Here is a 23505-nt window from a genome sequence, read left to right as displayed (position 1 = left end):
AGCGGATGCAATCCTCGACTGATCAGATCTGGAGTTGGTTGGATGCTGTTCCCGATCCCGAGATACCGGTGATCTCGGTCGTGGATCTGGGAATCGTTCGCGGTGTGCATTGGGACGCCGGAACGTTGGTTGTGACCGTCACACCAACGTACTCAGGCTGTCCGGCGACTTCCGTCATCAGCATGGATATCGAAACCGCGCTGCGAGACCATGGGATCAGCGAAGTGAGGATCGAAACCAGCATTTCGCCCGCCTGGACCACCGATTGGCTAAGTGAAAAAGGCCGCGCCAAGCTGGAAGACTATGGCATTGCGCCACCGCAACCGGCGGGCGGGCCAGAACGGTGCCCGCATTGCGACAGCAAGGCTGTTGAAAAAGTCAGCCAGTTCGGCTCGACCCCATGCAAGGCCCACTGGCGCTGCACTGACTGCCTGGAACCTTTTGACTATTTCAAGTGCATCTGAGGAGGAGCACCGGATGGCACGTTTTCATGACCTGAAAGTCACCGACATCCACAAAACCATCCGCGATGCGGTTGTTGTGACGCTTGAGCCTGTGAATGGCGCAGCGGAACAGTTCGATTTCACTGCGGGTCAATACCTGACCTTCCGGCGCGATTTTGAAGGCGAAGAACTGCGCCGCTCGTATTCGATCTGCGCGGGAAAGGATGACGGCGTTCTTCAAGTTGGCATTAAACGCGTCGAAGGGGGCGCTTTCTCAAGCTGGGCCAATGTAGAGTTGAGCGTTGGTGACGTTGTTCAAGCGATGCCGCCAATGGGCAGCTTTCATGTGCCAATCGAAGCGGACGCGGAAAAACAATACCTCGGCTTTGCTGGCGGATCGGGGATTACACCCGTCCTTTCGATCCTGAAAACAACGCTGGCGCGTGAACCCAAGTCCCGCTTCACGCTGATCTACGCCAACAAAGGCATCAACACGATCATGTTCCGAGAGGAGCTGGAGGACCTGAAAAACCTCTATATGGGTCGCCTGAACGTGATCCATATTCTTGAGACCGACGCGCAGGAGATCGACTTGTTCACGGGGCTTGTGACGCAGGAAAAATGCGGCGAGCTGTTCGAACACTGGATCAACATCAAAAACGTGGATACGGCCTTTATTTGTGGACCAGAGCCAATGATGCTGGGGATCGCGGCTGCTCTGCGAGATCACGGGCTTGAGGACAGCCAGATCAAGTTCGAGCTATTTGCCAGCGCCCAACCTGGGCGGGCCAAGCGCAAGACAAATGCAGCAGAGGCGGGCACGCAGGCGAACCAGACTAGCGCTTCAATCACTCTGGACGGCTCGACCCAGACAGTAACCCTGCCCAAGGATCAATCCATTTTGGACGCAGCCTTGGAAAACGCTATGGACGCGCCATACGCGTGCAAGGCCGGGGTTTGTTCCACCTGTCGCTGTCGCATTCTGGAAGGCGAAGTCGAAATGCTCGCCAATCACGCGCTCGAGGATTACGAGGTCGAAAAAGGCTATGTGCTGAGCTGTCAGGCTTATCCGGTGACCGACCGTGTGGTCGTGGACTACGACCAGTAAAGGGAGAGGATCAATGACCGAAGCCATGACACTCGACAGCTATCTGGCCGCAGGCGGAGTTCTGACCAATCCGACAAACGTGCCACCACGCTACCGCGCCGAATTGATGAAGCTGATGGCCACCTTTGTGGACAGCGAATTGGCTGGCGCCGCGGGTTTTGCGGATATCATCAATCAGGGGCCGGGCATCAAGGAACGGATCGCGGCAGCAAAAATAGTGCTTGAGAAAACCGATCATGCAGATCGCGTTCTTAAAATAATGGGCGAGTTTGGCGCAGATACCGAACGATACGCCACGCACCATCCATGGACCGCGCGACTGGATCGCGATGACGATATCGGCGCAACGCGCAGCGCACATGACATGCGCCTTGCTGTGTTCAATTATCCGATCTCGGGCTGGACCGACGCTGTGATCATGAACCTGTTGATGAGCCGCGCGGTGGCCGAACAACTGGCTGAGTTTTCGACGGTTTCATACCAACCGCTGGCTGAAGCCTTCCGACAGATCGCCCCTGTCGAAGCACATCATGGCGCACTTGCCCTAGAAGGCGCAGTGAAGCTGGCAGAAGGCGGAGAAACAGAGCAGATGCAACATGCCGTGGACTATTGGTGGCCCCGCGTCGCGCTGTCCTTTGGTGGAGATGATCCGAAACGGTTCGCTTTCCTGACTTCAATCGGTTTGCGTCACAACCGAAACAGCGCTTTGAAAGAACGTTGGAGCCAATCGGCACAGGCCGCTCTTGGGCAGTTGGGTCTGACCACACCCGAATAACTTCCTAATTTCCCCGTTTCGCCTTTCTGCAATGAAAGGCTCTTCCAAGCGCCGCGCTGCACCAAAGACCTTTTTGCTGCGATTAAAGCGGTCAAATTGCGACATTGGCTGGTCGATTCAAACAACCTCCTCCGCTCATTCGCGCCCAAGATGGTGCTAACGCGCTTGGGAGGACACAATGCGGTGCAACCAAACCCTGATCACTCAGATGTGCCTCTGTCTTCCTGCGGTGTGTTTTCTCATATCAGCCTGAAACAAAAGTGCCGCGCATGACATCAAGACCTCTCGACCATATCCGCGTTCTCGACTTTGGCCAGTATCTGGCTGGTCCTTTGGTTGGCATGATGCTGGCCGACATGGGGGCCGAGGTGATCCGTATCGATCCGCCCGGCGGACCGCGCTTAAAGGATCCGGCCACCGACATGCTGTCGCGGGGCAAGTCGGCCATTACCATCGACCTCAAGTCGGATGAGGGTTTGAAATTAGCGCGCGATCTGGTGGCAAGAGCCGACGTCGTGATCGAAAACTTCCGCCCCGGCGTGATGAGCCGCTTGGGACTTGGCCCTCAGGCGCTGCGTGATATCAATCCGCGCATCGTATCTGTCTCATTGCCGGGGTTCGCGTCGAACGACCCGGCTCTTGCGAATTTACCAGCGTGGGAGGCGGTGATCGCTGCGCGCACAGGGCAGTTTACGGATATGGGGTTGAACCGGCGTTTGATGGGGATCAACCCGTCCTTTACGCCGCTCACCCTGGCATCGGCTTACGGAGCAGCCTTTGGGGCAATGGCGGTGCAATTTGCCTTGACAGCGCGCGACCGGAATGGGGGGGATCACATCGAAGTCCCTTTGGCCTCGGCCTTGCTGGAAGGGTTGGTTTATAATTGCGAGCAGATTGAGGATTATCCCGAACGCTACAAATCCCCTCGAGAGGTGGAGCTGGACCGACGCACGGCCGAAGGTCTGCCAATGGACCTGAGCTTTGCAGAACTGGAAGAGTTTCTGGATCCATTCTACCGAACCTATACCTGCGCTGATGGCCGAGGATTTTATGTGGTCGCAGGCAGTGTGAAAACGCATCCCCGGCGCGTGCTGGAGGTTCTGGGTCTAGGGGCGTTGGCAGACGAATTGCCGGATTTTGATGCTTACTTGGACACAACAGACTGGCCTGATGAATGGTCTTTGCGAAATTACCCGGTCGGCGCCAGAGACCGGGCACGGGTATCTGCTGCAATGAAACAGGCGTTTCGAACCAAGCCTTCTCATGAATGGGAAGCCTTGTTCGGTGCCGCCAAAGCTCCTGCTACGGCGCAGCGGTTCACCGGGGAATGGCTGGCAGATCCGCACGCTTTGGCTTCGGGACTGGTGGTTGAGGTGCAAGACCCGCGTCACGGCGACATGAAACAGATGGGCAATGTGGCTTGGCTTGCCGATGACGCCGGGGCGCTTGGCAAACAGCCGGGACCGGACCCGGACAATGCGCCCATTTCCGCTATCCTGGCCGAGTCACCGCGCAACGGGGTGGCGGGTGTGGAAGAAAGCGGCTGGCTCGAGGGGCTTAGAGTCCTGGACCTGACCAATGTCATCGCTGGTCCAACCATAGGCTCTACGCTGACGCGCTACGGGGCTCAGGTTACCTCGGTTCAGCCGGCAGAACCTTCGGTCGATCCGTGGAACACGGTTGTATTTGGTTTACACGCCCATCGTGGCAAACGCAGCGTGTTGCTGAACCTCGGTTCAGAGCAGGGACAGCGCGCTTTGCGGCGGCTCATCGAAGCGTCAGACGTCATTACGATGAACGGCACGGACGAACAGCGCGACGCCTTGGGCCTTGGCCCAGAGCAGCTGGCCGCGATCAACCCACGGCTCATTTTGGTTCAACTGGATGCTTTCGGGGGTCCTGCACGCGGCCCCAAATCGGACCATTTGGGCTATGATGATCTGGCACAAGCCGCGACAGGGGTGATGGTGCGCTTTGGCGGAGGGATGGAGACACCGGAAGAACACGCGCATTTCGGCACGATCGACGTTCTGACCGGATATTGCGCCTGTGTTGCGCTGGGCGCGGCACTTCTGAGGCTGCAGAAAACCGGCAAAGGCGGAATCGCGCGAGCGGCGCTGGCTGGGGCAGGGAACCTCATTCAAGCACAGCTGATGTATGATTTTGAAACCCGCGCCCATTTTGACGAACCCGCAGGGCGTTCGGCGTTGGGATGGGGCCCGTATTACCACTGTTACCGTGCCGCTGACGGTTGGCTTTTCTTCGCGGCACCAAAAGATCAACGAGACGCCTTGCGCCACGTTGACGAACTGGCAGATATTGCTGACATGCCGGAACCGCAGATGGCCAAAGCCCTGGCAGATCGGATTGCCACGCAACCCGCCGCATTTTGGCAACAAGCTTTCACGGGCACGTCTTCAACTGTTGTGCCGCTGGGTTCGCTGCACGACACACGTGATGCTGTTTTGCATCTCGAAAGCTCTGGTCAGGTTGATCTGACGCAGAATACGTTCAGCGTCATCCGGCATGATTTGCACCCTATGGGTCGTTGGTGTGATCTTGTTGCTCCGAACGCAGTTCGGCCTGAACGAGCTAGGATCGTAATCCCCGGACCGATGCCAAAGTACGGCGCGGACACACGATCAATCCTGAGCGAAGTCGGGTTTTCTGACGCGGAAATTGACGCAATGATCGCCAGCGGTTCGGCAGGTGAAAGCTGGTCAGACCGCTACCTGCCGGAGTGACACCAACCCATGACGCGTTCTGAGGACCAAGGCCCTGCCATCACCCCAAGAACCCGCGCCAAGGCGCGACATATTCTCGACCACTACTACATCGGGCCGTCCCGTGACGCGTCGGTTCTTGAGATATGGGGGTACACAGAGCGTATGACTTATGCGCCGGGCGAACTGTTGGCTCTGCGCGTTTCTACCACCGCTCGGGAGTGGGATCTGGAGATCGGGCGCGATGGTGCAACTTACGAGGTGATGCATCGCGAGAGCGGCTTGAAAGGTGTGCATCAGAGGACGCCCAAAGATTGCTCGGTCACCGGATGCGGGTGGGAGGTGACTTACGAGTTCAGGATACCGGACGACTGGCGTGAAGGCGGCTACCTGGTGACATTGCGTGCGGAACAAGATGGGGATCGGGTGGAAGAGCATCACTTGTTCCTGCTGCGGCGCGCGCCTGAAAAACCAGCAGCACCTTTTGTACTGATCTGCGCCACTGGGACATGGCTGGCCTACAATTGCTGGGGAGGGTCCAATCACTACGAAGGCATCACCGGACCCGAGGGCAAGTCGTTCTCTCCGGTGGTGTCGACACAACGGCCGTGGTCACGGGGATTTTGTAAGCTTCCTGTAGGTGCCCCGCGTGCTGTGCCGGATACACCGCATAAACCAGGAGATATGGTGCGCTACCCCTATATGGAATGGGCCTATTCCTATGGATATTCCAAGAAATACGCCTCGGCGGGATGGGCCAGCTACGAGCGTCATTTTGCGCGCTGGGCCGAAGCGGAAGGGTACGAGTTCGATTTCGCGACCCAGCATGATCTTGAGGCTGACCCGGACCTGTTGAAGGACTATCAATGCGCTGTTTTTGTGGGCCACGACGAATATTGGTCAGCCAATATGCGCCACGCTGTCGACAGCTTTACGGAAGGTGGCGGGCGTGTCGCCCGATTTGCTGGAAACTTCCTGTGGCAAACCCGGATCGAAGATCAGGGCCGAACCCAGGTTTGCTATAAATACACCGCAGATCTTGACCCTTTGGTGGCGAGCGACCGCGAACATCTCGTGACATCGGCGTGGGAGGTCTTTCCCGCTAACTGGCCTGGTGCCCGGACCTTTGGGGTTAACGGCTTGAAGGGCGTCTATGCAGGTCTGGGCCGATGTGTCGGGCAGGGAAGTGGCGGATTTACGGTCTATCGACCCGACCACTGGGCGTTTGAAGGCGCACAACTGGGATACGGCGACCAATTGGGCGCAGGTGCGCGTATCTTCGGGTATGAAGTCGATGGGCTGGATTACAGAATGGATGACGGGCTGCCCTTTCCCACCGGCTTGGATGGCGCGGATTTGGGCGTACAGATCCTTGCACTTGGTCTGGCGACCAATATCGAGCCTGACCACGAAATCTGGGGCGAGACCTTGTATATCGGAAGCTCAGATGCGGTGTTTAAAGCCGAAAGCATGTTTGGGGTTTGCACGGACGAGACACTGGATCGCAGCAGCCGGGGCAACGGGGCGGTCATCTATTGGAAACGTGGGCTTGGAGAGGTCTTTACCGCAGGCACGTGTGAATGGGTGATGGGCCTTGTGCGCCAAGATCGTCAGGTCGAGCAGATCACGCGCAATGTACTGAACAGGTTTGGAAACTGTCAGCCGCTCTAACGTTTTTCTGCATAAACCTTTGACCTAAGCCGGTTGAATTCTGCCAAAAGTCCAATTTTGTTGAGCCAGCAAGCCGCACAGTTCAGGACAACCGCAATCTCGCGGTGACTGATATCCTTGAAAGGAATGCAAATGAACAAAATTGGCAAACTGGCAGTGCTGGCGGCTTTTGCGACACCGGGCTTGGCGTTGGCGCAAATCAACGTGAATGATGTGCTGGGATCCTCTGAGGGTGCAATTCGCGCGGCTTTGGAAGCCAAGGGCTATTCCATCACAAAGTTCGAAGTCGAAGAGGACGAGATTGAAGTTTATGCGTCACTCGACGGCAAGACCTATGAGATCGAAGTTTCGCCCGAAACCGGCGCCGTTCTGGAAATTGAGCTGGAAGACGACGAGGACGACAGCTGATATAAATGGGGTGTGTCCAGCTCCGGACGCACCCCGGACTGACCGAAAGCAAAATCATGACACGTGCCACAGTTTTATGGTCCTTATTTGCGGTGCAGGCTAGCTGTAGCGCTTACTTCCTGTTGGACATTGTTTTGGACTTTTGGCCCAACTCCACTTTTTTTCTGGCAGAAAGTGATCTTGTCGAATTGCTGGTCACCGTCGCGTTGATTAGTGGGTTGGCGTTCACCACGGTCGAGCTGCGCAAAATGCTGAGCCGTCAGGCCAAGCTTGAGGATCAGATGAAAGTCGCCTCTGGCGCGTTTGGCGAGGTGCTTGAAGCGCGGTTCCAGGCATGGTCGTTGACTCAGGCCGAACGGGACGTCGCCATTCTGGCGATAAAAGGATACGCGATCGCTGAAATCGCTGAAATTCGGGCGACAAAACAGGGCACGATCAAAGCGCAATGTGCGTCAATTTACCGAAAGGCCGGAGTATCGGGCCGATTGCAACTTTTAAGTCTTTTTGTTGATGACTTGCTTGCGGATGATCTGGTCTCTGTCCCCTCTCATCAAACACACAAAGTGGATATGACCTGAAGTCTATCGGCGAGGTGGACAAGATTGTGTCGCTTGAGGACAGTAATGTCGCAAACTCGCTAGTGGGATTTTGGTCAAGGGGCCAAAAAACGGTATGACTCGTTTGTGTATCCCCAATCGTCTGGACCGCCGTGCAACCGGTTGTGATCTGGTGACACCGCGCCGGTAGCCGCCCTGCGGGGCGAACTACCTGCATGCTTTCAGACGACAACGGAATACCAAATGACTACCGCGTTACGCCTTGCCATCGATATTGGTGGCACCTTTACCGACACAGTTCTGGTCTCGGGGGATGAGACGATACTGGCGTCGACGAAAACCCTGACCACGCATAAAAACCCAGCCGAAGGCGCTATGGAAGGCGCTCAGCGTGTCATGACGCAGACCGGTCGGTCGCTAAAGGAAGTTACCGGGTTTATTCATGGTACGACGCTTGCGACCAACGCGCTGATTGAACGGCGTGGGGCGGTTGTGGCAACGATCTGCACCGAAGGGTTCCGAGACATTCTCGATATCGGGTACGAGCGGCGCTATTCCCAATACGACATTAATCTTGAAAAGCCGGACCTTCTGGTGCCGCGTGAACGATCCTTCGTCATCCGCGAACGTATGTCGGCCGAAGGCGAGGTTCTGATCGATTTGGATGAGGCGCAGATTGAGCACCTGCTGATCGAGCTCGATGCCAGCGGTGCCGAGGCGGTGGCGATCTGCCTTATGCACTCTTACGCCAACCCCACCCACGAACAACGCTTGCGCGATCTTCTGGCTGAACACCGTCCCGACTTAACGGTTTCGATCTCGTCCGACGTCAGTCCCGAAGCGCGTGAGTTTGACCGGCTCTGCACCACCGTCGCAAACGCCTACATTCAACCGTTGATGGAATCTTATCTGTCCCGGTTCGTCGAGCAGTTCGCGGCCGAGGGTGTAACTTGTCCGATCTTGATGATGACTGCGGGTGGTGGGATGTGCACCGTGGAAACTGCTGCACGGTTTCCAATCCGTCTGGTTGAATCCGGCCCTGCGGGTGGGGCCATTCTGGCTGCACGGATTGCGGCGCGGTCTGGGCTGGATCAGGTCCTGTCATTTGATGTCGGTGGCACCACAGCCAAGCTTTGCCTGATCGACAACGCGCGTCCTCAGACTTCCAGATCCTTTGAAATTGCCCGTGCGGCACGGTTCATCAAAGGCTCGGGCATGCCGGTGCGTATCCCGGTGATTGAGATGATTGAAATCGGCGCTGGTGGTGGCTCGATAGCAGGTGTTGACCGTCTGGGCCGTCTGACCGTTGGCCCCAAATCCGCGGGGTCAGAACCCGGGCCGGTGGCCTTCATGCGCGGCGGCACGGATCCAACCGTGACCGACAGCGACATCACGCTTGGCTATATCGTGCCAGACACGTTTGCCGAGGGGCATATTCAACTGGACCCCGAAGGCTCAAAGGCCGCGTTGAAGCGCGTGATTGGCGAGAAACTGGACTTGGATGCGGTCGGATCGGCGGACGGCGTCAGCCGGATCGTGGATGAAAGCATGGCCAGCGCCGGGCGTATGCATGCCGTTGAAAGCGGTAAGGATCTGGGGCCGCGCACGATGATAGCCTTTGGCGGCAACGGGCCGTTGCATGCAAGCCGCGTTGCACGCTCAGCCGGGGTGTCGCGTATCGTGATCCCACCCAATCCGGGTGTCGGTTCGGCGGTTGGCTTCCTGTTTGCGCCGGTGTCGTTCGAAATCGTCCGCTCACGCTATTCCTTGCTCGACAGTATGGATATGGATGGGGTGAACGCCCTTTTCGATACAATGATTGCCGAAGCAAAAGAGGTTGTTGCCAAAGGGGCAGGCGATGCACCGACCGAAAGCCAGCGCACTGCCTTTATGCGATATAACGGGCAGGGCCACGAGATCGAGATCCAGCTACCGGATCGTGCCCTGACGCGCGACGATATTGCGCCGCTGACCGCCGCCTTTGAAGAGGAATACAAAAAGCAATTCTCGCGCCCCGTGCCGGGGATGGAGATTGAGATTCTCAATTGGGCGGTTCGGGTCGCAACGCCGGACAGTTCTGTGCCGCCGGTGCCTCAAACACCGGACCTCTCGGCGTTTGACGTCACTGAAACGCGACCCATCACCTGCGATGTGGATGGTGCTGCGAAAAACGCGGCCTTTGTGGCCCGTGCCGACCTGAAACCCGGTGACCATGTACGCGGCCCGGCGCTGATCCATGAACCGCAAACCACCACGCTCGTATCTGCCGATTTCTCGGCGCACATGGATGCCATTGGCAACCTTGTCCTGGTCCAGGACCAGAAAGGAGGCGCAAAATGACTGCTGAACTTTCCCCCGCCCGTTTGCAAGTGATGTGGAACCGCCTGCTGGCCGTAGTAGAAGAGCAGGGCCAAACCCTGATCCGTGCCGCGTTCTCGCCCATTGTACGCGAATGTGGCGATATTTCCGCCGGTATCTTTGACGTCAATGGTCGGATGCTGGCCCAGGCCGTGACCGGCACGCCCGGCCATATCAACACAATGGCCGAAGCTGTTCTGCACTTGCGAGAGCGATTTGCGCTGCAGGACATGAAACCCGGCGACATCTACATGACCAATGATCCGTGGCTGGCCTCGGGGCACCTGAACGACTTTCTGCTGATGATGCCCGCGTTCAAGGATGGCAAAGTTGTTGGGTTTACATCGTGCACCTCGCATCTGGTCGATCTGGGTGGTCTGGGGATGGGGCCAGAGGGGTCAGACATCTACGACGAAGGCCTTTTGATCCCGCCTTGTAAACTGGTCGAAGAAGGTACGCCCAACGCGCTTTTGATGGACATTATCCGCGCCAACTCGCGCGAGCCGATTGCCAACGAAGGCGACATCTACGCTCTGATCGCTTGTTGCGAAGCCGGTGTGAACCGTCTGGTGGCGATGATGGAAGAGTTCGGGATCGACGATCTGGACACGTTGGGCAGCTATATCATCGAAACCTCGCGCAAGGGCGCGCTAGAGGCCATCGCCGAGGTGCCAGAAGGCGTTTACAAGAACGTGCTGCGCATGGACGGATATGAGAATGAGCTGGAGTTGCACGCCACGCTGACTGTCACCAAGGACGGGATGCATGTGGATTTTACCGGCACATCGGGTTGTTCGAAAAAAGGTATCAACGTCCCGTTGAACTATGCAACGGCCTATACGGTGTTTGCCTTGCGCTGCATCGTTGGCCCGGACATTCCGAACAATGCAGGCTCGCTGGAGCCGTTCACGGTGGATGGCCCCAAGGGCTGCATCCTGAATGCGCAACGCCCGGTGCCGGTTGCGATGCGCCATACGTTGGGACAGGTGACACCTGATTTGGTCCTGGGGTGCTTGCATCAAGCCTTGCCGGATCAGGTCCCGGCTGAAGGAGCTTCTTGTATGTTCGACCTGCCGATGCGCCACGCGCCCGAAGTTGCAGCCAATGGCGGGCGGGAATTTGCGATCGAACCGGTCCACAATGGTGGCACCGGCGCGCGACCCCACGCAGACGGATTGTCTGCAACCGCCTACCCCTCGGGCGTGTTTGGATCGCAGGTCGAGATCACTGAAAGCGTCGCACCAGTCGTGATGTGGCGGCGCGAACTGCTGCCGGATTCAGGCGGCGCAGGTAAATATCGCGGAGGGTTGGGACAAAGGATCGAAATGACCTCGTCCAACAACGCGCCTTTCATCGTTTTCCTTTCGGTCGAGCGTCTGAAGTTCCCAGCCTTGGGCCGAATGGGCGGCCAGCCCGGTGCCCCGGGGCGCATCCGGTTCCGCGATGGCAACGGTGACATTCCCGGCAAAGGAGAACTGCGAGTGGAAGGCGATGATTACCTGATCTTCGACACGCCGGGCGGTGGAGGCTTTGGCGATCCTTCAGAACGGGATCCAAAGGCTCTGGCGCTGGACCTCAAACGTGGTCTCGTGACCGAAGCAGGCGCGAAAGCATATGGAGGGACGTCATGATCCGCGCAGTCGAGCATGTCCGCCTGATGGCAGCTTACGCGCTGGCGGATTTGGGTGGGCCCGAAACCGTGTCTCTGGCCCAAAACGAAAGCGCCTTTCCAGCCAGTCCAGCGGCGGTTGCGGCAGGGCAGGCGGCGTTGGATCAAATGCCACTTTACCCCGATCCCGATTGGCCAGAGCTTCGCGCTGCAATTGCCGAAACCCATGGTGTCGCGGCCGGGAATATCCTGTGCGGTGCGGGCTCTATGGAGTTGATCGGATGCCTGATCCGGGCATTCGCCGGGCCGGGCGACCGGGTGCTGGGAACGGATTATGGCTATGCTTACGTGGCTTCTGCAACGGCGCAAGTGCAGGCCGACTACGTGAAAGCGCGTGAGGTGGATTTGACCGTTTCGGTTGATGACATATTGGCCGCTATCACACCTCAAACGCGGATTGCTTTTGTCTGTAACCCGGGCAACCCCACCGGGACATTGATCCCGAATGCCGAAATTGTCCGCCTGCGTAACGCGTTACCGGCGGACGTGTTGTTGGTGTTCGACCAGGCCTATGCCGAGTTCGCCGATCAGGATCAAAACCCGGACGAAGTCTTCGCGCTGGTAGATCGCGGCGACACTGTGGTCATGCGAACCTTTTCCAAGGCCTACGGATTGGCGGGCGCGCGCGTGGGTTGGGGTCTGTTCCCCGACGCTATTGCCGGTGAGGTGCGGAAGCTGTTGAACCCGAACAATGTCTCGATCCCTTCGCAGGCCATGGCGACCGCAGCGATGCGGGATCAGGACCATATGCTGGATACGGTTTCCAAAACCGCTGCTATTCGGGATCAGTTCGCCAATGGGTGCCGCGCTCTGGGGCTGACGGTCGCGCCCAGCCATACGAATTTCGTGTTGATCCGTTTTGCGGATGTGGAGATGGCGCAAAAGGCAGATGCTGCCCTGCGTGCCCAAGGTTTACTGATGCGCGGCATGGGGGGCTATGGTCTGGGCGGTTGTCTGCGCGCCACCATCTGTGAAGAACCCGTAATGGATCGGTGCCTGACCGTTTTGAAAGAGGTGACGTCATGACCCACGAAACCCGAACACGGGCCAAGATCGGTGTGCTGGTGCCGTTCACCAACACCAACCTTGAGGCAGACATGATGCTGATGCGTTGCCCGGACACGACGGTGCATTTTCAGCGCATGGGTGGATATGATGTGGATGAGATCCCAGGTTCGGACCAGATGGCTGGACTCGGCGCCTCGGACATCAGCCATGATCTGAAGATGATAGCAGGCGTGCGGCCTGATGCGGTGCTCTATGGCTGCACGTCCGCCACCCTGACACACGGCCCGTCATTTGATGAGCAATTGGCACAGGACATCAAGGCAGGGTCCGGTGCACTATCTTTTACCGCCGCCGGATCATTGATCTATGCGATCAAGGCTTTGGGCGTGACCAAAGTGGGGTTCTCGTCACCCTATCTGGGCGAGATCAACACGCAGGCGGTTGATTTTCTGGCACAGAACCAGATCACAACAGTCAAATGCGCAGATATTGGTCGTGAACTTGGGAATTACGGGCAGGGTGAACTAACCCCGGATGAGGTGTTCGATCTGGCCTGTCAGGCCGACCATCCAGAAGCCGAAGCCATCGTGCTCAGCTGTACCGACATGCGCGCGGTCGAGGCCGTAGACCGGATCGAAGCCACGCTGGGCAAACCCGTGGTGACGTCCAATCAGGCCATGATGTTTGCGCTGATGCGGGCTTTGGGCTTGCCCCGACAAGGAAACGTGCCGGGGCGCTTGTTCGATCTGTTGTAAACAAAGGCCGGGCTGATAACCCGGCCTTTTCTTTAGGGCTCGTCGGAACCGATTTCTTCTTTGCGCTTGGCAATATAAGCGTCCAACTCCTCGCGGATCGCTGGGTCCATTACCGGTTCTTCGTATTCGCGCAGCGCCTGCTGCCAGATTTCGGTAGCCCGGTTCAGCGCTGTCTTGGACCCCGCGGCTTCCCATGCGCCATGGTTTTGCCAGTCGGACAGCATGGGGGCATAAAACGCAGTTTCATAGCGCTCCATCGTGTGTTCAGTGCCAAAGAAATGGCCACCAGTGGGCACGTCTTTGATCGCGTCCAGCGCCAGTTCGCTTTCGTCGAATTTCAGAGGCTTCAGATACTCCATCATGTTTTGCAGGATTTCCACATCCATGACGAGCTTCTCATAAGACGCCGTCAGCCCACCTTCGAGCCAACCGGCTGCGTGATAGACCAGATTGGCCCCACCCAGCACAGCGCCCCAAGTTGCCATCATCGTCTCATAGGCTGCCTGCAAATCGACCACGTTCGAGGCGTTGGCGTTCGAAGTTCGGTAGGGAATGCCATAACGGCGGGTCAGCTGACCGCTGATCATATTGGCCTTGGTGTTTTCTGGCGTTCCAAAGGCGGGCGCCCCCGAGCGCATGTCCACGTTCGACGTGAACGCCCCGTACATCACCGGCGTGCCGGGATTGACCAATTGGGTCAGGGTCACGCCGAACAGCGCCTCGGCATTTTGCTGGGCCAAAGCGGCGGGAAGGGTGACAGGGGTCATAGCGCCCATCAGGGTGAAGGGCGTGATCGTGACCGGCTGGCCATGTTCGGCCATGGCAATCAATCCGTCGCCCATCGCGTCATCAAACAGGCGGGGCGAGTTCACGGAAATGATGGTAATCAGCCCCGGATCTGCTCGCATTTGATCCAACGAGATACCCCGCGCGATGGCCATCATATTGATGCCATCCATCGCCCGCCCTCGGCCAATCGCTGTGGCGTGAAAACTGAGGTCGCTATAACTGAGGTTTGCGTTGTAGGTATCCAGATGTCGGTTGTTGGCTGGCATTTCCTGCGGCGCGGTCACCTGATTGCCGATCAGGTGGATGGCGTTGAAATGATGCGCCAGCTTGATGAAGTTGCAATAGTCTTCATAATTGCCCGAACGTCGCCCGTTGATGCAATCATGCACATTCGGCGGACCGGCCACGAGACCGAAATTGACGTGGTCGCCACCCAACGTAATCCGTTTGTCCGAGTTGCGGCCTGTCAGCGTAAAGGTCTTCGGAACGGTTTTCAGAGCCTCATTGACGATGCTTTCGTCGATACGGATCGTCTTGGTGTCGCGGTCCACCAGGGCTCCGGCCTGTTCAAACAGGTCCATCACGTTGTCGCCCATGACACGAATACCTGCTTCAGACAGGATACGCATCGACGTGGCGTGAAGCTGATCCAGTTGCTCTTCGCTCAGCAATTCCATCTTGGGTGACGTGTTGATCACATCCTGCCAGGGCAACTGCCGGATGGCCGCGCTACCGCGATCGCTTTTGCCACGTCGCCCGCCACCCCGGGTGCTGCGTCTTTCTCTTGCCATGTCAGTATCCTCGTTCGGGGTTAACGATATTGGTCAGCGCTTCACCCTTGCGATAGCGCCAGAGGTTGTCAGAAAACATCTCGACCGATTTCAGGTCCCACCCCTCATAAACCGATGAGCAATGTGGGGTGATGATCACATTTTCGAAGCCCCAAAGCACATGGTCTGAAGGCAGTGGTTCGATGGTAAAGACATCAAGCGCCGCGCCTTTCAACGCGCCGGTTTCCAGCGCGTAAACCAGAGGGGCTTCATCTATCACACCGCCGCGCGAGACGTCGATGATCACGGCGCCGGGCTTCATGCCGGCAAATGCGCGGGCATTGACCAGACCTTTGGTACTGTCCAGCAGCGGGACACAGACGACGATGAAATCCGCACGCGCCCAAAGGTCGTGCAGATCGTCCATGCCATACACTTCATCTACGTTTGGGGTCTGTTTTGGACGGGCCCGTACACCGACCGTGGTCAAACCCATCGCCTTGTACCGTGCGGCGACAGCCATACCGGTTTGGCCGAGGCCGAGGATTAGTACCGTTTTGCCGTCAATTGGTTCAACCGTGCCCGACACCCATTCGCGACGGGTTTGAGCCGCGCGAAACCCAGGCAGGTCCAACGTAAAGTGGAACATTGCCCCCAGCGCATATTGCGCCATCATGTCAGCGGCCACCCCGGCGGCGTTGGTCACGGTAAGGGTTTCAGGGTCCCAAGGATTCATATGGTCGGTGCCCGAGCCGCCGACCGAAACCCATTTGACGCTGGGCGCATCAATCAGTACCTGGCGGGGAAAGCCGGGTGTGCCTGCAAAGCGGACGGAATAGACCACCTCAGCTTTGGTATCCGCGATCATCTGCGGCAAAGCCTCGTAACTGTCACAGGTGTGGATTTCCAAATCCGGGTGCCGCTGGGCCAGTAGGGCCTTGGACGCAGCGGGGTTGTCTGTGTGAAGGATGGTGACAGGGGAATTCACAGTGCAGCCTCTTTCTTGAACTCCTGAGCGGCGGTTTCAATGGCTTGGGCGAAAAAGGCAGTGGCGGAGATGTCGAAAAGAACGCAGAATCCGTCCAACCCCTTATGATGCGCGCGCCACACAACCGCTTCTGTGTAACCGACGCGGGTTTGGAAGATATGGCCTTCGGTGAATGCGTTTGCACGCAGGTTCACTGGGCAAATCTTGGCCATCAGATCATCAAGCCGCGGGCCGGACAAATGCATCCAGGCCCATGTTTCTTCGCGCCATGCATTATAACCTTTGGGCGCGTCTGCTGCCTGCCATGCGGCGCGCAGGTCGTCGGCCCCTTCGATGACAACAAGATCATTGCCGCCAAGGCGTAGAACACCATCGCTCAATCGATTGATCTCGGGCAGTTTACGCCCTTGTGCGGCAAGCCAGTCGGCGCTACCGCGGCCCTTCAGGCCAAAGCGTGGCAGAGCGGTCATGTCAGACAGCGTGACCGGTCCTGACGCAAGGGTCACACCCTCGGCGGCCCCGCCCGGTTGCAACGGATAGATCTGCATCCTTATACCTCCTGCCGCGTGTTGTCCGGGTCAAAGAAGGCATGACCTTCGACCGGCACCTGAACCCGATTGCCATTGCGACACTTCACCGTGACAGGAGAGCCGATTTCAGCGTCGCGCCCGTCCACATAGGCCAACGCGATATGTTTACGCAGGGTAGGGGACCACAGAACCGAGGTTACATGCCCCACCGGCACTTCGTCACGCAGAACCAGACAGCTTTCGTGCGGAACATCGCCCCCTTCAAAGCTAAGGCCCACCAGCTTGCGGGACAGCCCCTTGTTCCGGCGCATCTCGATGGAGCGTTTGCCGACGAAGAACGGTTTGGTCTTGGACACGGCCCAGTCAAAGCCCAGCTCGTCCGGCGAGGTCAGCGCGTCTGTATCCTGCCCAATCAGAATATGCCCTTTTTCTAGGCGTAAGATCCGGCTTGCCTCAAGGCCGTAAGGGCGTAGACCAACGGGTTCGCCCGCCGCCAAAATCGCATCCCATAGGGTTTTGGCGTAGCTTGAAGGGCAGTGAAGCTCATAGCTCAGCTCGCCGGTAAAGCCGATCCGCATGGCACGTACTGGTATGCTCGACACCGAACCCGAGCGCCCGTCAAGATAGGCAAACCCGTCGCGCGAGAAGTCGATGTCGCTGTCCAGTGCTTCGACCACCTGACGCGCCTTTGGCCCGGTGATGTTGAACCCGGAGAAAGCAGAAGTGACATTCAGCACATCCACATCCAGCCGCCATTGCGCGTTCCAGAACAGCATATCCGCATAGACGCGGGCCACAGCACCGGTGGTGGCTGTGACATAATACATGTCTTCAGCCAGACGATAGGCGACGCCATCATCTATCACGGTGCCCATTTCATTGGTCATCAGACAATACCGGCATCTTCCGACGGGCTGTTTTTTATACGCCATCGTATAGATACGGTTGAGGAATTCGCCCGCATCCGGGCCGCGCACTTCCAACCCGCCAAGGGTCGAGACATCCAGCACGCCGACACCTTCGCGTACCGCTTTGACTTCTTCTTCGATCAGCCGGTTGGCATCGGCTTTAGGCCCGTAGAAATAGGGCCGCCACCACGCGCCGACCGGTCGCACATCAGCGTTAAGGCGAAGGTGCTCCTGATGCAACGCGCTGCGCCGCTGCGCGGGATGGTGATGCCCGGACAATACCCCCAGCGTTTCCGGCGCAAAAGGGGGCCGCGCCGTGGTCACGCCGGTCTCGGCAATACTGCGCCCGGTGGCGTCGGCCACAACCCGCGCCGTTGCCAGAGCGGAGTGGCGACCCTGCGATGGTCCCATGCCCACAGTGGTAAACCGCTTGATCAGCTCCAGCTCGCGATAGCCCTCTTTCGCCGCATTTTGCAGGTCTTTGACTTGAATATCCTCGTCGCGGTCGATGAAATCCTTGCCTTTGGGGTGCGGGGTGATGTTGGGCTCGAAATTGGCCAATTCAGCTTCAGGGTCGGCGATCTGGGCTATCTTTTCATGCGGCAGACCCAGCCGAGCCAGCGCCGCATGGCTCGCGATGCGGGCATCATTGATCACCACATCCGCAGCGACCGGTCCGTTGATGCTGCCTGCGGTTCCAAGTGGGCCACTGGGCAAAGTCAGAGAGAACCGGGCGGTCGCGTCATCGTAGCTGAGTTTTGCGCCAGCCTGACAAGGCAACTGCCAACTGGGCGCTGACCCGACGGAGACCACCACCAGATCGCAGTCGATCCGCTGACCGGCGACTGTGATGCCGGTGACATGGGTTTTACCGTGCGCCTCAGTGATATCGCCTGCAATGGTCTGGACGCCCTGTAGTGCTTCGCCCGAGCCGCCATCGCGCGGGTCAACAATTGCGGCCAGTTCGACCCCCGCGTCCCGCAAGTCCTGCGCGACGCGATAGCCTTCGGGATTGGCGGCCAGAACCACCGCACGCTGACCGGGTTTGACCGCATAGTGGCGTATCAGACGTTGCGCGGCCGAACCCAGCATGATCCCTGGCAAGTCGTTGTTGCGGAACACAGCGGGCTGTTCGATGCAGCCGGTTGCCAGAATGACCTCTCGCGCGCGGGTTTTGAACAGTTTGTTGCCTCGGATCAACGGCAACCAGTTATCCTCGTACCAGCCATTCACAATCGTTGAGGTCATGATCCGGAGGTTGGCCAATTTATCTGCGCGCTCTGTCAGGTGTGCCAGCCGGTCCGCGCCGTCGCGGCGGTAAGTTAACGCACCACCCAGATCCGGCTCCATCTCGGCCAGGATCACATCGGCGCCTGCCTCAGCGGCTTCAATCGCTGCAGTCAGTCCCGCCAGACCGCCACCCACGACCAGCAGGTCGCAGAACAGGTTTGCTTTTTCGAAGTCCTTATGTTCGGCGTTTGTGTCGAGCACACCCAGACCCGCCTTCTTGCGGATCAATGGCTCCCAGAGCTTTAACCAACTATTACGCGTGGGGCCCATGAAGGTGCGGTAATAGAAGCCCACGGGCATGAAACGGCCCAGCTTGTCGAGAAACGCATCCCGGTCCCGCGCAAGTGAGCCATTGACGTTTTGTGCCGTGACCGTCAGCCCTTCGGTGATCGGGTGGCGGTCCGCCTGCACGTTGGGGTCCGAGGGCAACTGCACCAGCGTGTCCGCCTCTGATCCCGCCATAGACATCAACCCGCGCGGGCGGTGGTACTTGAAACTGCGCGACAGCATCCACTGGCCGTTCACGGCCAGCGCCGAGGCGATTACGTCGCCGTCAAACCCGCTAAAGTTTTGACCTTCAAAGGTAAACCGCACCGGGGTGTCGCGCCGAATGCGCGTGCCATAGGGTTCGGGCAGGCGGGTCATTGAGCGATCTCCGATGCGTCGAAGGTACGCATCACCTCGTTGGTCGTCGCGTTGCGCTCGGCCAGAAAGAAATAGTTCGACGGCACGTGTCGCCACCACTCGGTGATCACTCCGGTCGTATTGTCAGCACGGAACAAATGCCGCGCCCAATCCTGATCCGAGGTTGTGGCAGGATCGGGGTCGGCTTTCACGGGGCCAAAGCACTGGAATTCGTTGATATTGCGGGGGCCGTTCATCGGGCAGGTCAGGATCTTCATGTCAGTGGCTCGCGGCGGTTGCGCCCATTTCATTGAGCAGAGCGAACGTTGCGAAGCGTTCCATGGTGAAGGGTTCGAGGATCGGCGCGACCTTTTGGTTGGCGATGGTCTGGGCCATGTACTTCCCGGCTACGGGCGTCGCCTTGAACCCCCACGTGCCCCAGCCGCAATCCAGCCACAGGTTCGACAGCGGGCTGGCCCCCATGATGGGCGAATAATCGGGCGTCATATCGGTGATCCCGGCCCATTGCCGCAGCAGACGCACACCTTGCAGGAAGGGGAACAGATGCACTGCGCCTTCGGCCAGATGCTCTTTCATATCCAGCGTCGAGCGAGTGGAATACAGCTGATACGGGTCCGAGCCGCCGCCGATCACGATCTCTCCGCGAGAAGATTGCACCAGATAGGTGTGCAGGCTGACCGAGCTGACCAGCGTGTGCAGCCAGGGTTTCAGCGGCTGTGTCACCATGGCCTGCAAGGGAAAGCAGCGGATCGGCAGCTCAACGCCTGCCTTCAGGGCCATATCGTAATTCATACCGCCCACGGCAATCATCACCTGACCGGCAGAGATGTTGCCCCGGTTGGTGCGGACCGTGGTGATCTTGCCGCCGTTGATGTCAAAGCCTTCGACCTCGGTGCGCTGGTGGATTTCTACGCCCCGACGGCTGGCCTGCGCCGCATAGCCCCATGCCACCGCGTCATGCCGAGCTGTGCCGCCATCGGCGTGCCATAGCCCGCCCATGATCTCAAGCGGGCCGCCTTGGTCCATGTTCAGATGCGGGCTGAGTTCTTTTACGGTTTGCGCATCCACCACTTCAATATTGGTGCCCGCGTGCTTGCCCATCTCGGCGCGCAGGTGGAAACTGCGCAAGGTGGCCTCGGTATGGGCCAAAGTCAGCTGACCGCGCTGGCTGAACATCACGTTGAAGTCTAGCTCTTCGCTCATCTCCTCATAAAGCTGAACGCCTTCCTTGTAGAATGCGATGCCCTCTTTGGTGATATAGTTCGAGCGGATTGTTGTGGTGTTCCGGGCGGTATTGCCACCGGCCAGATAGCCTTTTTCTAGAACGGCGACGTTTGAGATGCCGTGATACTTGGACAGGTAGTGTGCGCAGGCCAAACCGTGGCCCCCGCCGCCCACGATCACCACGTCATAGTTGGGCTTTAGATCGGGCGTCGCCGGGATGTCACCGGTCACGGGATAGGTCGAAGACAACCCGTATTTCAGGAGCGTAAATGGCATTCCAGTAAGCCCCACCTACGCTTTTGGCGCGTCATAGAGCAGCGCTGAAAGGTCCGAGAACCTGGAACCCGGCTGGCACAGCCCCCATACGGCATCGCGGATGGCAGCGGCGCGGGTGTCTCCCAGCGAGGGGGCCGCAAACTCCATGAATTTTTCGTCCACTTCCGCGTCATTCATCGGCGCCTCGGGCCCACCCCGGGCGTGAACGTCGCCAGAGTCCAGAATGCGGCCGTCTTTCAAGGTTATGGAAACATCAGCAATGCGGCTTTTCGGGAAACGCGCCGAATGGCGTTCGGTTTCAAAAACGGAAACGCGGTCTACAATCGACGCAACAAGAGGGTCTGACAATCCGGACCCTGTTATATGTTCGACCCCTATCCGCCCATACGCGGCCATGGTGGCGACCGCAAACGGCAGGGAGTATTGCGCCTTTGACGTGTCGTCCGGCATTCCCTGAAACAAACAAGCACTTTCGCGGAACGTGTTGACGCGGATTGATGCGATGTCCTTGTGCGTAATGTCATGATCCCGCATCAGGGCGCGTGTGGCGTCGATTGCAGCGTGCGCCCAGCGGCAGATCGGATAAGGCTTCACGTATTGATGCTCCATCTGCCAGAACTGGCCCAGATCCTGCCAATATGGCGCGACCTCGTCGGCTTCGACGGTGATGGCGGGGGCGCCAGTAAATCCTTTTTCGGCCAGTAGGGTCGACGAGAGCCCGACCAACGCACCCCAGCCCGAGCCGTCATGCAGCATTGTGGGATTGGCGATTTCGCGCATCATCTGGCTGCGGGGTCCGTGATACTCGGCGATACCCATGGCCTGCCGCATCTGGTCTTGGTTCATTCCGCGCAATCGCGCAGCGACAGCCACCACCCCCAACGCGTTCCAAGCGCCTGAAGTATGGTAATCGCTGACAGTGTTGTGCAGTGAAATACCGGCGCGCCCTGCAACTTCGTAGCCGATGGTCACGGCGCTCAGTGCCTCGGGGCCAGAAATATCCCCTATCGTTTCCGCGACTGCTGCAAGCGCGGGAACGACCGCCACCCCGATATGGCCTTTGGTCGGGTTGTAGCCGTCATGCCCGTCCAGGTTGTCAGTTTGTGTAGCAGCGGCATAAGCCGCCCCAGCGGCGCTGACCCGACGCCCATCAAACATCATACGTGCGCTGAATGTTTCGTCACCGGCGCCGTACAAGGCAAGTGCGCTTTCGCGCGCGATCACCCCTGCTGTCATGGGGCCTGAGCCGATTGTGATGCCCAGCGTGTCCAGCGTCATTCTGGCTGCGGCGCTCAGCGTCGACTCCGGGATATCTCCGGCAGTCGTTTCAAGAGTAAAACATGCTATTTTGTGAAATCTGTCTGCCACGGGCTGCCTGCTTGCGTTTGAAGTCTGGATACCGGTCTCAGCTCGCATGGTAGGCTTAATTGTGTCCGGCGGCACGAAAACAATCTTTGGGCTATGGCACCGGAATTTTTGTGGGTCCGCTGGTGGCCATGTCGCTTGCGTAACAGTGTTTATGTCGCAAAAGAACAAGAGGCCGGGCCGGTCACGCCATACTCGACATATATACCGCACCGGATCACTGCACATGATGAACCTGCCGCACCTGTCTTTTCTGCGCTCCTTCGAGGCTGCTGCCCGCCATCTGAGCTTTACAAGTGCCGCGGAAGAGTTGAATTGCACGCAATCTGCCGTCAGCAATCACGTCCGGTCGCTTGAGGAGTTTCTCAAACGACCGCTATTTGTGCGCCACCCACGGTCTCTGTCACTCACCGATGTGGGCAAAGCGTATCTACCTTCAGTGCGCCATGCGTTGCAGGAAATTGACGTAGCCACTCAGTCACTTGTACTTCGACCGCATACCCGAACTGTGGTCGTCTCCTGTCCTGTTAGCCTCGCCGCAAACTGGCTGCCCGACGTCATTCGGGGATTTTCCGAAAATCACCCGGGTATTTCCGTGACTGTCCACGGGACCATCTGGACGGATGTGGACCCCAACGTTTCGGACATTTCGATCACGGTTAACCATAGGGATGATGCATCTGAAAGTCTGACGCGTTTGTGGGCGGAAAAGCTGACGGTGGTCTGTGCGCCGGGCTATACCGTCGGTGATCAACCTTTGACTGACCCACAGCAATTGCACGATGCGCAACTGATCCATATTCTGGGTCGCTCGGCGTATTGGGAAAAAGTGGCGGCAAAATTTGGGCTAAAGGATCTGGACCAGAAAGAAGGCCCAAGAAGCAACAGTTCGAACCTGGCGCTGGAATTGGCGGCAAAATCCCTGGGATGTGTGGCTTTGCCGAAATCGCTGGCCCGGCCTTATGTCGAACGGGGGCTTCTGATCGAGCCATTTGCCCTGAACCTCGACAGCCCATGGGCGTATTATGCCAATCTGCGCGAGGCGAATGCCACGCCAGCGGTTCGACTGTTTCAAAACTGGTTGTTGAAAGTCGCGGCTGAAACGGAGGGTCAGATTGGTCAATCTGTCCATTCCTAGCTGTGCGTTCGATACCCCGACTGCACCCCAGCCAGCCAATCGGTGTTTGCCTTTGGTGCAGAAAATTCGACTGCATTGCATCCGTTTTTTTTGCATGTCCTGCAGGT

Annotated in this window: 19 protein-coding genes; 12 read left to right on the top strand and 7 right to left on the bottom strand. The window is 58.2% G+C overall.

Going from position 1 to position 23505, the window contains the following annotated elements:
• Positions 1 to 5 precede the first annotated feature (5 nt).
• The 11 genes from paaD (at position 6) to ACR3EH_RS18480 (ending at position 13475) form a co-directional block, all read left to right on the top strand.
• On the top strand, positions 6 to 464 hold the full coding sequence (paaD, locus tag ACR3EH_RS18530) for a 1,2-phenylacetyl-CoA epoxidase subunit PaaD (protein ID WP_171648079.1): 459 nt from the start codon (positions 6 to 8) through the stop codon (positions 462 to 464).
• Positions 465 to 477: 13 nt separating this feature from the next.
• Entirely contained in the window at positions 478 to 1551 is a 1074-nt protein-coding gene (locus ACR3EH_RS18525) for a 2Fe-2S iron-sulfur cluster-binding protein (RefSeq protein WP_171648081.1), read from the top strand.
• A 13-nt stretch (positions 1552 to 1564) separates the two neighbouring features.
• Positions 1565 to 2326, top strand: a complete 762-nt coding sequence (locus ACR3EH_RS18520) for a Phenylacetic acid catabolic protein (RefSeq protein ID WP_171095143.1) — start codon at positions 1565 to 1567, stop codon at positions 2324 to 2326.
• A 269-nt stretch (positions 2327 to 2595) separates the two neighbouring features.
• Complete coding sequence (locus tag ACR3EH_RS18515) at positions 2596 to 5070, top strand: CoA transferase (RefSeq protein WP_171676297.1); 2475 nt, start codon at positions 2596 to 2598, stop codon at positions 5068 to 5070.
• A gap of 9 nt (positions 5071 to 5079) precedes the next feature.
• Positions 5080 to 6720, top strand: coding sequence for a N,N-dimethylformamidase beta subunit family domain-containing protein (locus ACR3EH_RS18510; protein WP_171648085.1), 1641 nt, complete (start codon positions 5080 to 5082; stop codon positions 6718 to 6720).
• Between the two features lie 132 nt (positions 6721 to 6852).
• Positions 6853 to 7128, top strand: coding sequence for a PepSY domain-containing protein (locus ACR3EH_RS18505; RefSeq protein WP_171648087.1), 276 nt, complete (start codon positions 6853 to 6855; stop codon positions 7126 to 7128).
• A 134-nt stretch (positions 7129 to 7262) separates the two neighbouring features.
• Positions 7263 to 7706: a helix-turn-helix transcriptional regulator gene (locus ACR3EH_RS18500; RefSeq protein WP_480634851.1), complete on the top strand. Its 444-nt coding sequence runs from the start codon at positions 7263 to 7265 to the stop codon at positions 7704 to 7706.
• 222 nt (positions 7707 to 7928) lie between these two features.
• Positions 7929 to 10025 (top strand): hydantoinase/oxoprolinase family protein, encoded by a 2097-nt coding sequence (locus ACR3EH_RS18495; RefSeq protein ID WP_171187706.1) that lies wholly within the window; start codon positions 7929 to 7931, stop codon positions 10023 to 10025.
• Positions 10022 to 11674 (top strand): hydantoinase B/oxoprolinase family protein, encoded by a 1653-nt coding sequence (locus tag ACR3EH_RS18490; RefSeq protein ID WP_171187708.1) that lies wholly within the window; start codon positions 10022 to 10024, stop codon positions 11672 to 11674. Before ACR3EH_RS18495 ends, ACR3EH_RS18490 begins: the two co-directional genes overlap by 4 nt.
• A complete protein-coding gene (locus ACR3EH_RS18485) occupies positions 11671 to 12738 on the top strand; it encodes a pyridoxal phosphate-dependent aminotransferase (RefSeq protein WP_171676299.1) in 1068 nt (355 codons plus the stop codon). Before ACR3EH_RS18490 ends, ACR3EH_RS18485 begins: the two co-directional genes overlap by 4 nt.
• Positions 12735 to 13475 (top strand): maleate cis-trans isomerase family protein, encoded by a 741-nt coding sequence (locus tag ACR3EH_RS18480; protein ID WP_171187712.1) that lies wholly within the window; start codon positions 12735 to 12737, stop codon positions 13473 to 13475. Before ACR3EH_RS18485 ends, ACR3EH_RS18480 begins: the two co-directional genes overlap by 4 nt.
• Before the next feature lie 32 nt (positions 13476 to 13507).
• On the opposite strand, the gene ACR3EH_RS18475 is transcribed toward ACR3EH_RS18480, so the two are convergent.
• Genes ACR3EH_RS18475 through ACR3EH_RS18445 form a run of 7 tightly spaced genes read right to left on the bottom strand, consistent with a single transcriptional unit; the run spans position 13508 to position 22263 of the window.
• On the bottom strand, positions 13508 to 15055 hold the full coding sequence (locus tag ACR3EH_RS18475; RefSeq protein ID WP_171187714.1) for a trimethylamine methyltransferase family protein: 1548 nt from the start codon (positions 15053 to 15055) through the stop codon (positions 13508 to 13510).
• A 1-nt stretch (position 15056) separates the two neighbouring features.
• Positions 15057 to 16022 (bottom strand): D-2-hydroxyacid dehydrogenase, encoded by a 966-nt coding sequence (locus tag ACR3EH_RS18470; RefSeq protein WP_171187716.1) that lies wholly within the window; start codon positions 16020 to 16022, stop codon positions 15057 to 15059.
• Complete coding sequence (locus ACR3EH_RS18465; RefSeq protein ID WP_171187718.1) at positions 16019 to 16570, bottom strand: hypothetical protein; 552 nt, start codon at positions 16568 to 16570, stop codon at positions 16019 to 16021. The genes ACR3EH_RS18470 and ACR3EH_RS18465 overlap by 4 nt, the downstream gene beginning before the upstream one ends.
• A gap of 2 nt (positions 16571 to 16572) precedes the next feature.
• Positions 16573 to 19395: a 2Fe-2S iron-sulfur cluster-binding protein gene (locus ACR3EH_RS18460; RefSeq protein ID WP_171187720.1), complete on the bottom strand. Its 2823-nt coding sequence runs from the start codon at positions 19393 to 19395 to the stop codon at positions 16573 to 16575.
• Positions 19392 to 19652, bottom strand: a complete 261-nt coding sequence (locus tag ACR3EH_RS18455) for a sarcosine oxidase subunit delta (protein ID WP_171187722.1) — start codon at positions 19650 to 19652, stop codon at positions 19392 to 19394. Before ACR3EH_RS18455 ends, ACR3EH_RS18460 begins: the two co-directional genes overlap by 4 nt.
• Before the next feature lies 1 nt (position 19653).
• Positions 19654 to 20895 (bottom strand): FAD-dependent oxidoreductase, encoded by a 1242-nt coding sequence (locus ACR3EH_RS18450; RefSeq protein WP_171187724.1) that lies wholly within the window; start codon positions 20893 to 20895, stop codon positions 19654 to 19656.
• Between the two features lie 15 nt (positions 20896 to 20910).
• Positions 20911 to 22263, bottom strand: a complete 1353-nt coding sequence (locus tag ACR3EH_RS18445; protein WP_371732120.1) for an MmgE/PrpD family protein — start codon at positions 22261 to 22263, stop codon at positions 20911 to 20913.
• A 223-nt stretch (positions 22264 to 22486) separates the two neighbouring features.
• Here ACR3EH_RS18445 and ACR3EH_RS18440 point away from each other — a divergent pair, with 223 nt between their 5' ends.
• Complete coding sequence (locus ACR3EH_RS18440; protein ID WP_171187728.1) at positions 22487 to 23398, top strand: LysR substrate-binding domain-containing protein; 912 nt, start codon at positions 22487 to 22489, stop codon at positions 23396 to 23398.
• Positions 23399 to 23505: the final 107 nt, after the last annotated feature.

The organism is Ruegeria sp. BG7 (assembly GCF_056535685.1).
The sequence above is the reverse complement of the archived record's forward strand: the minus strand, read 5'-3'. Positions and strand labels throughout refer to the sequence as shown.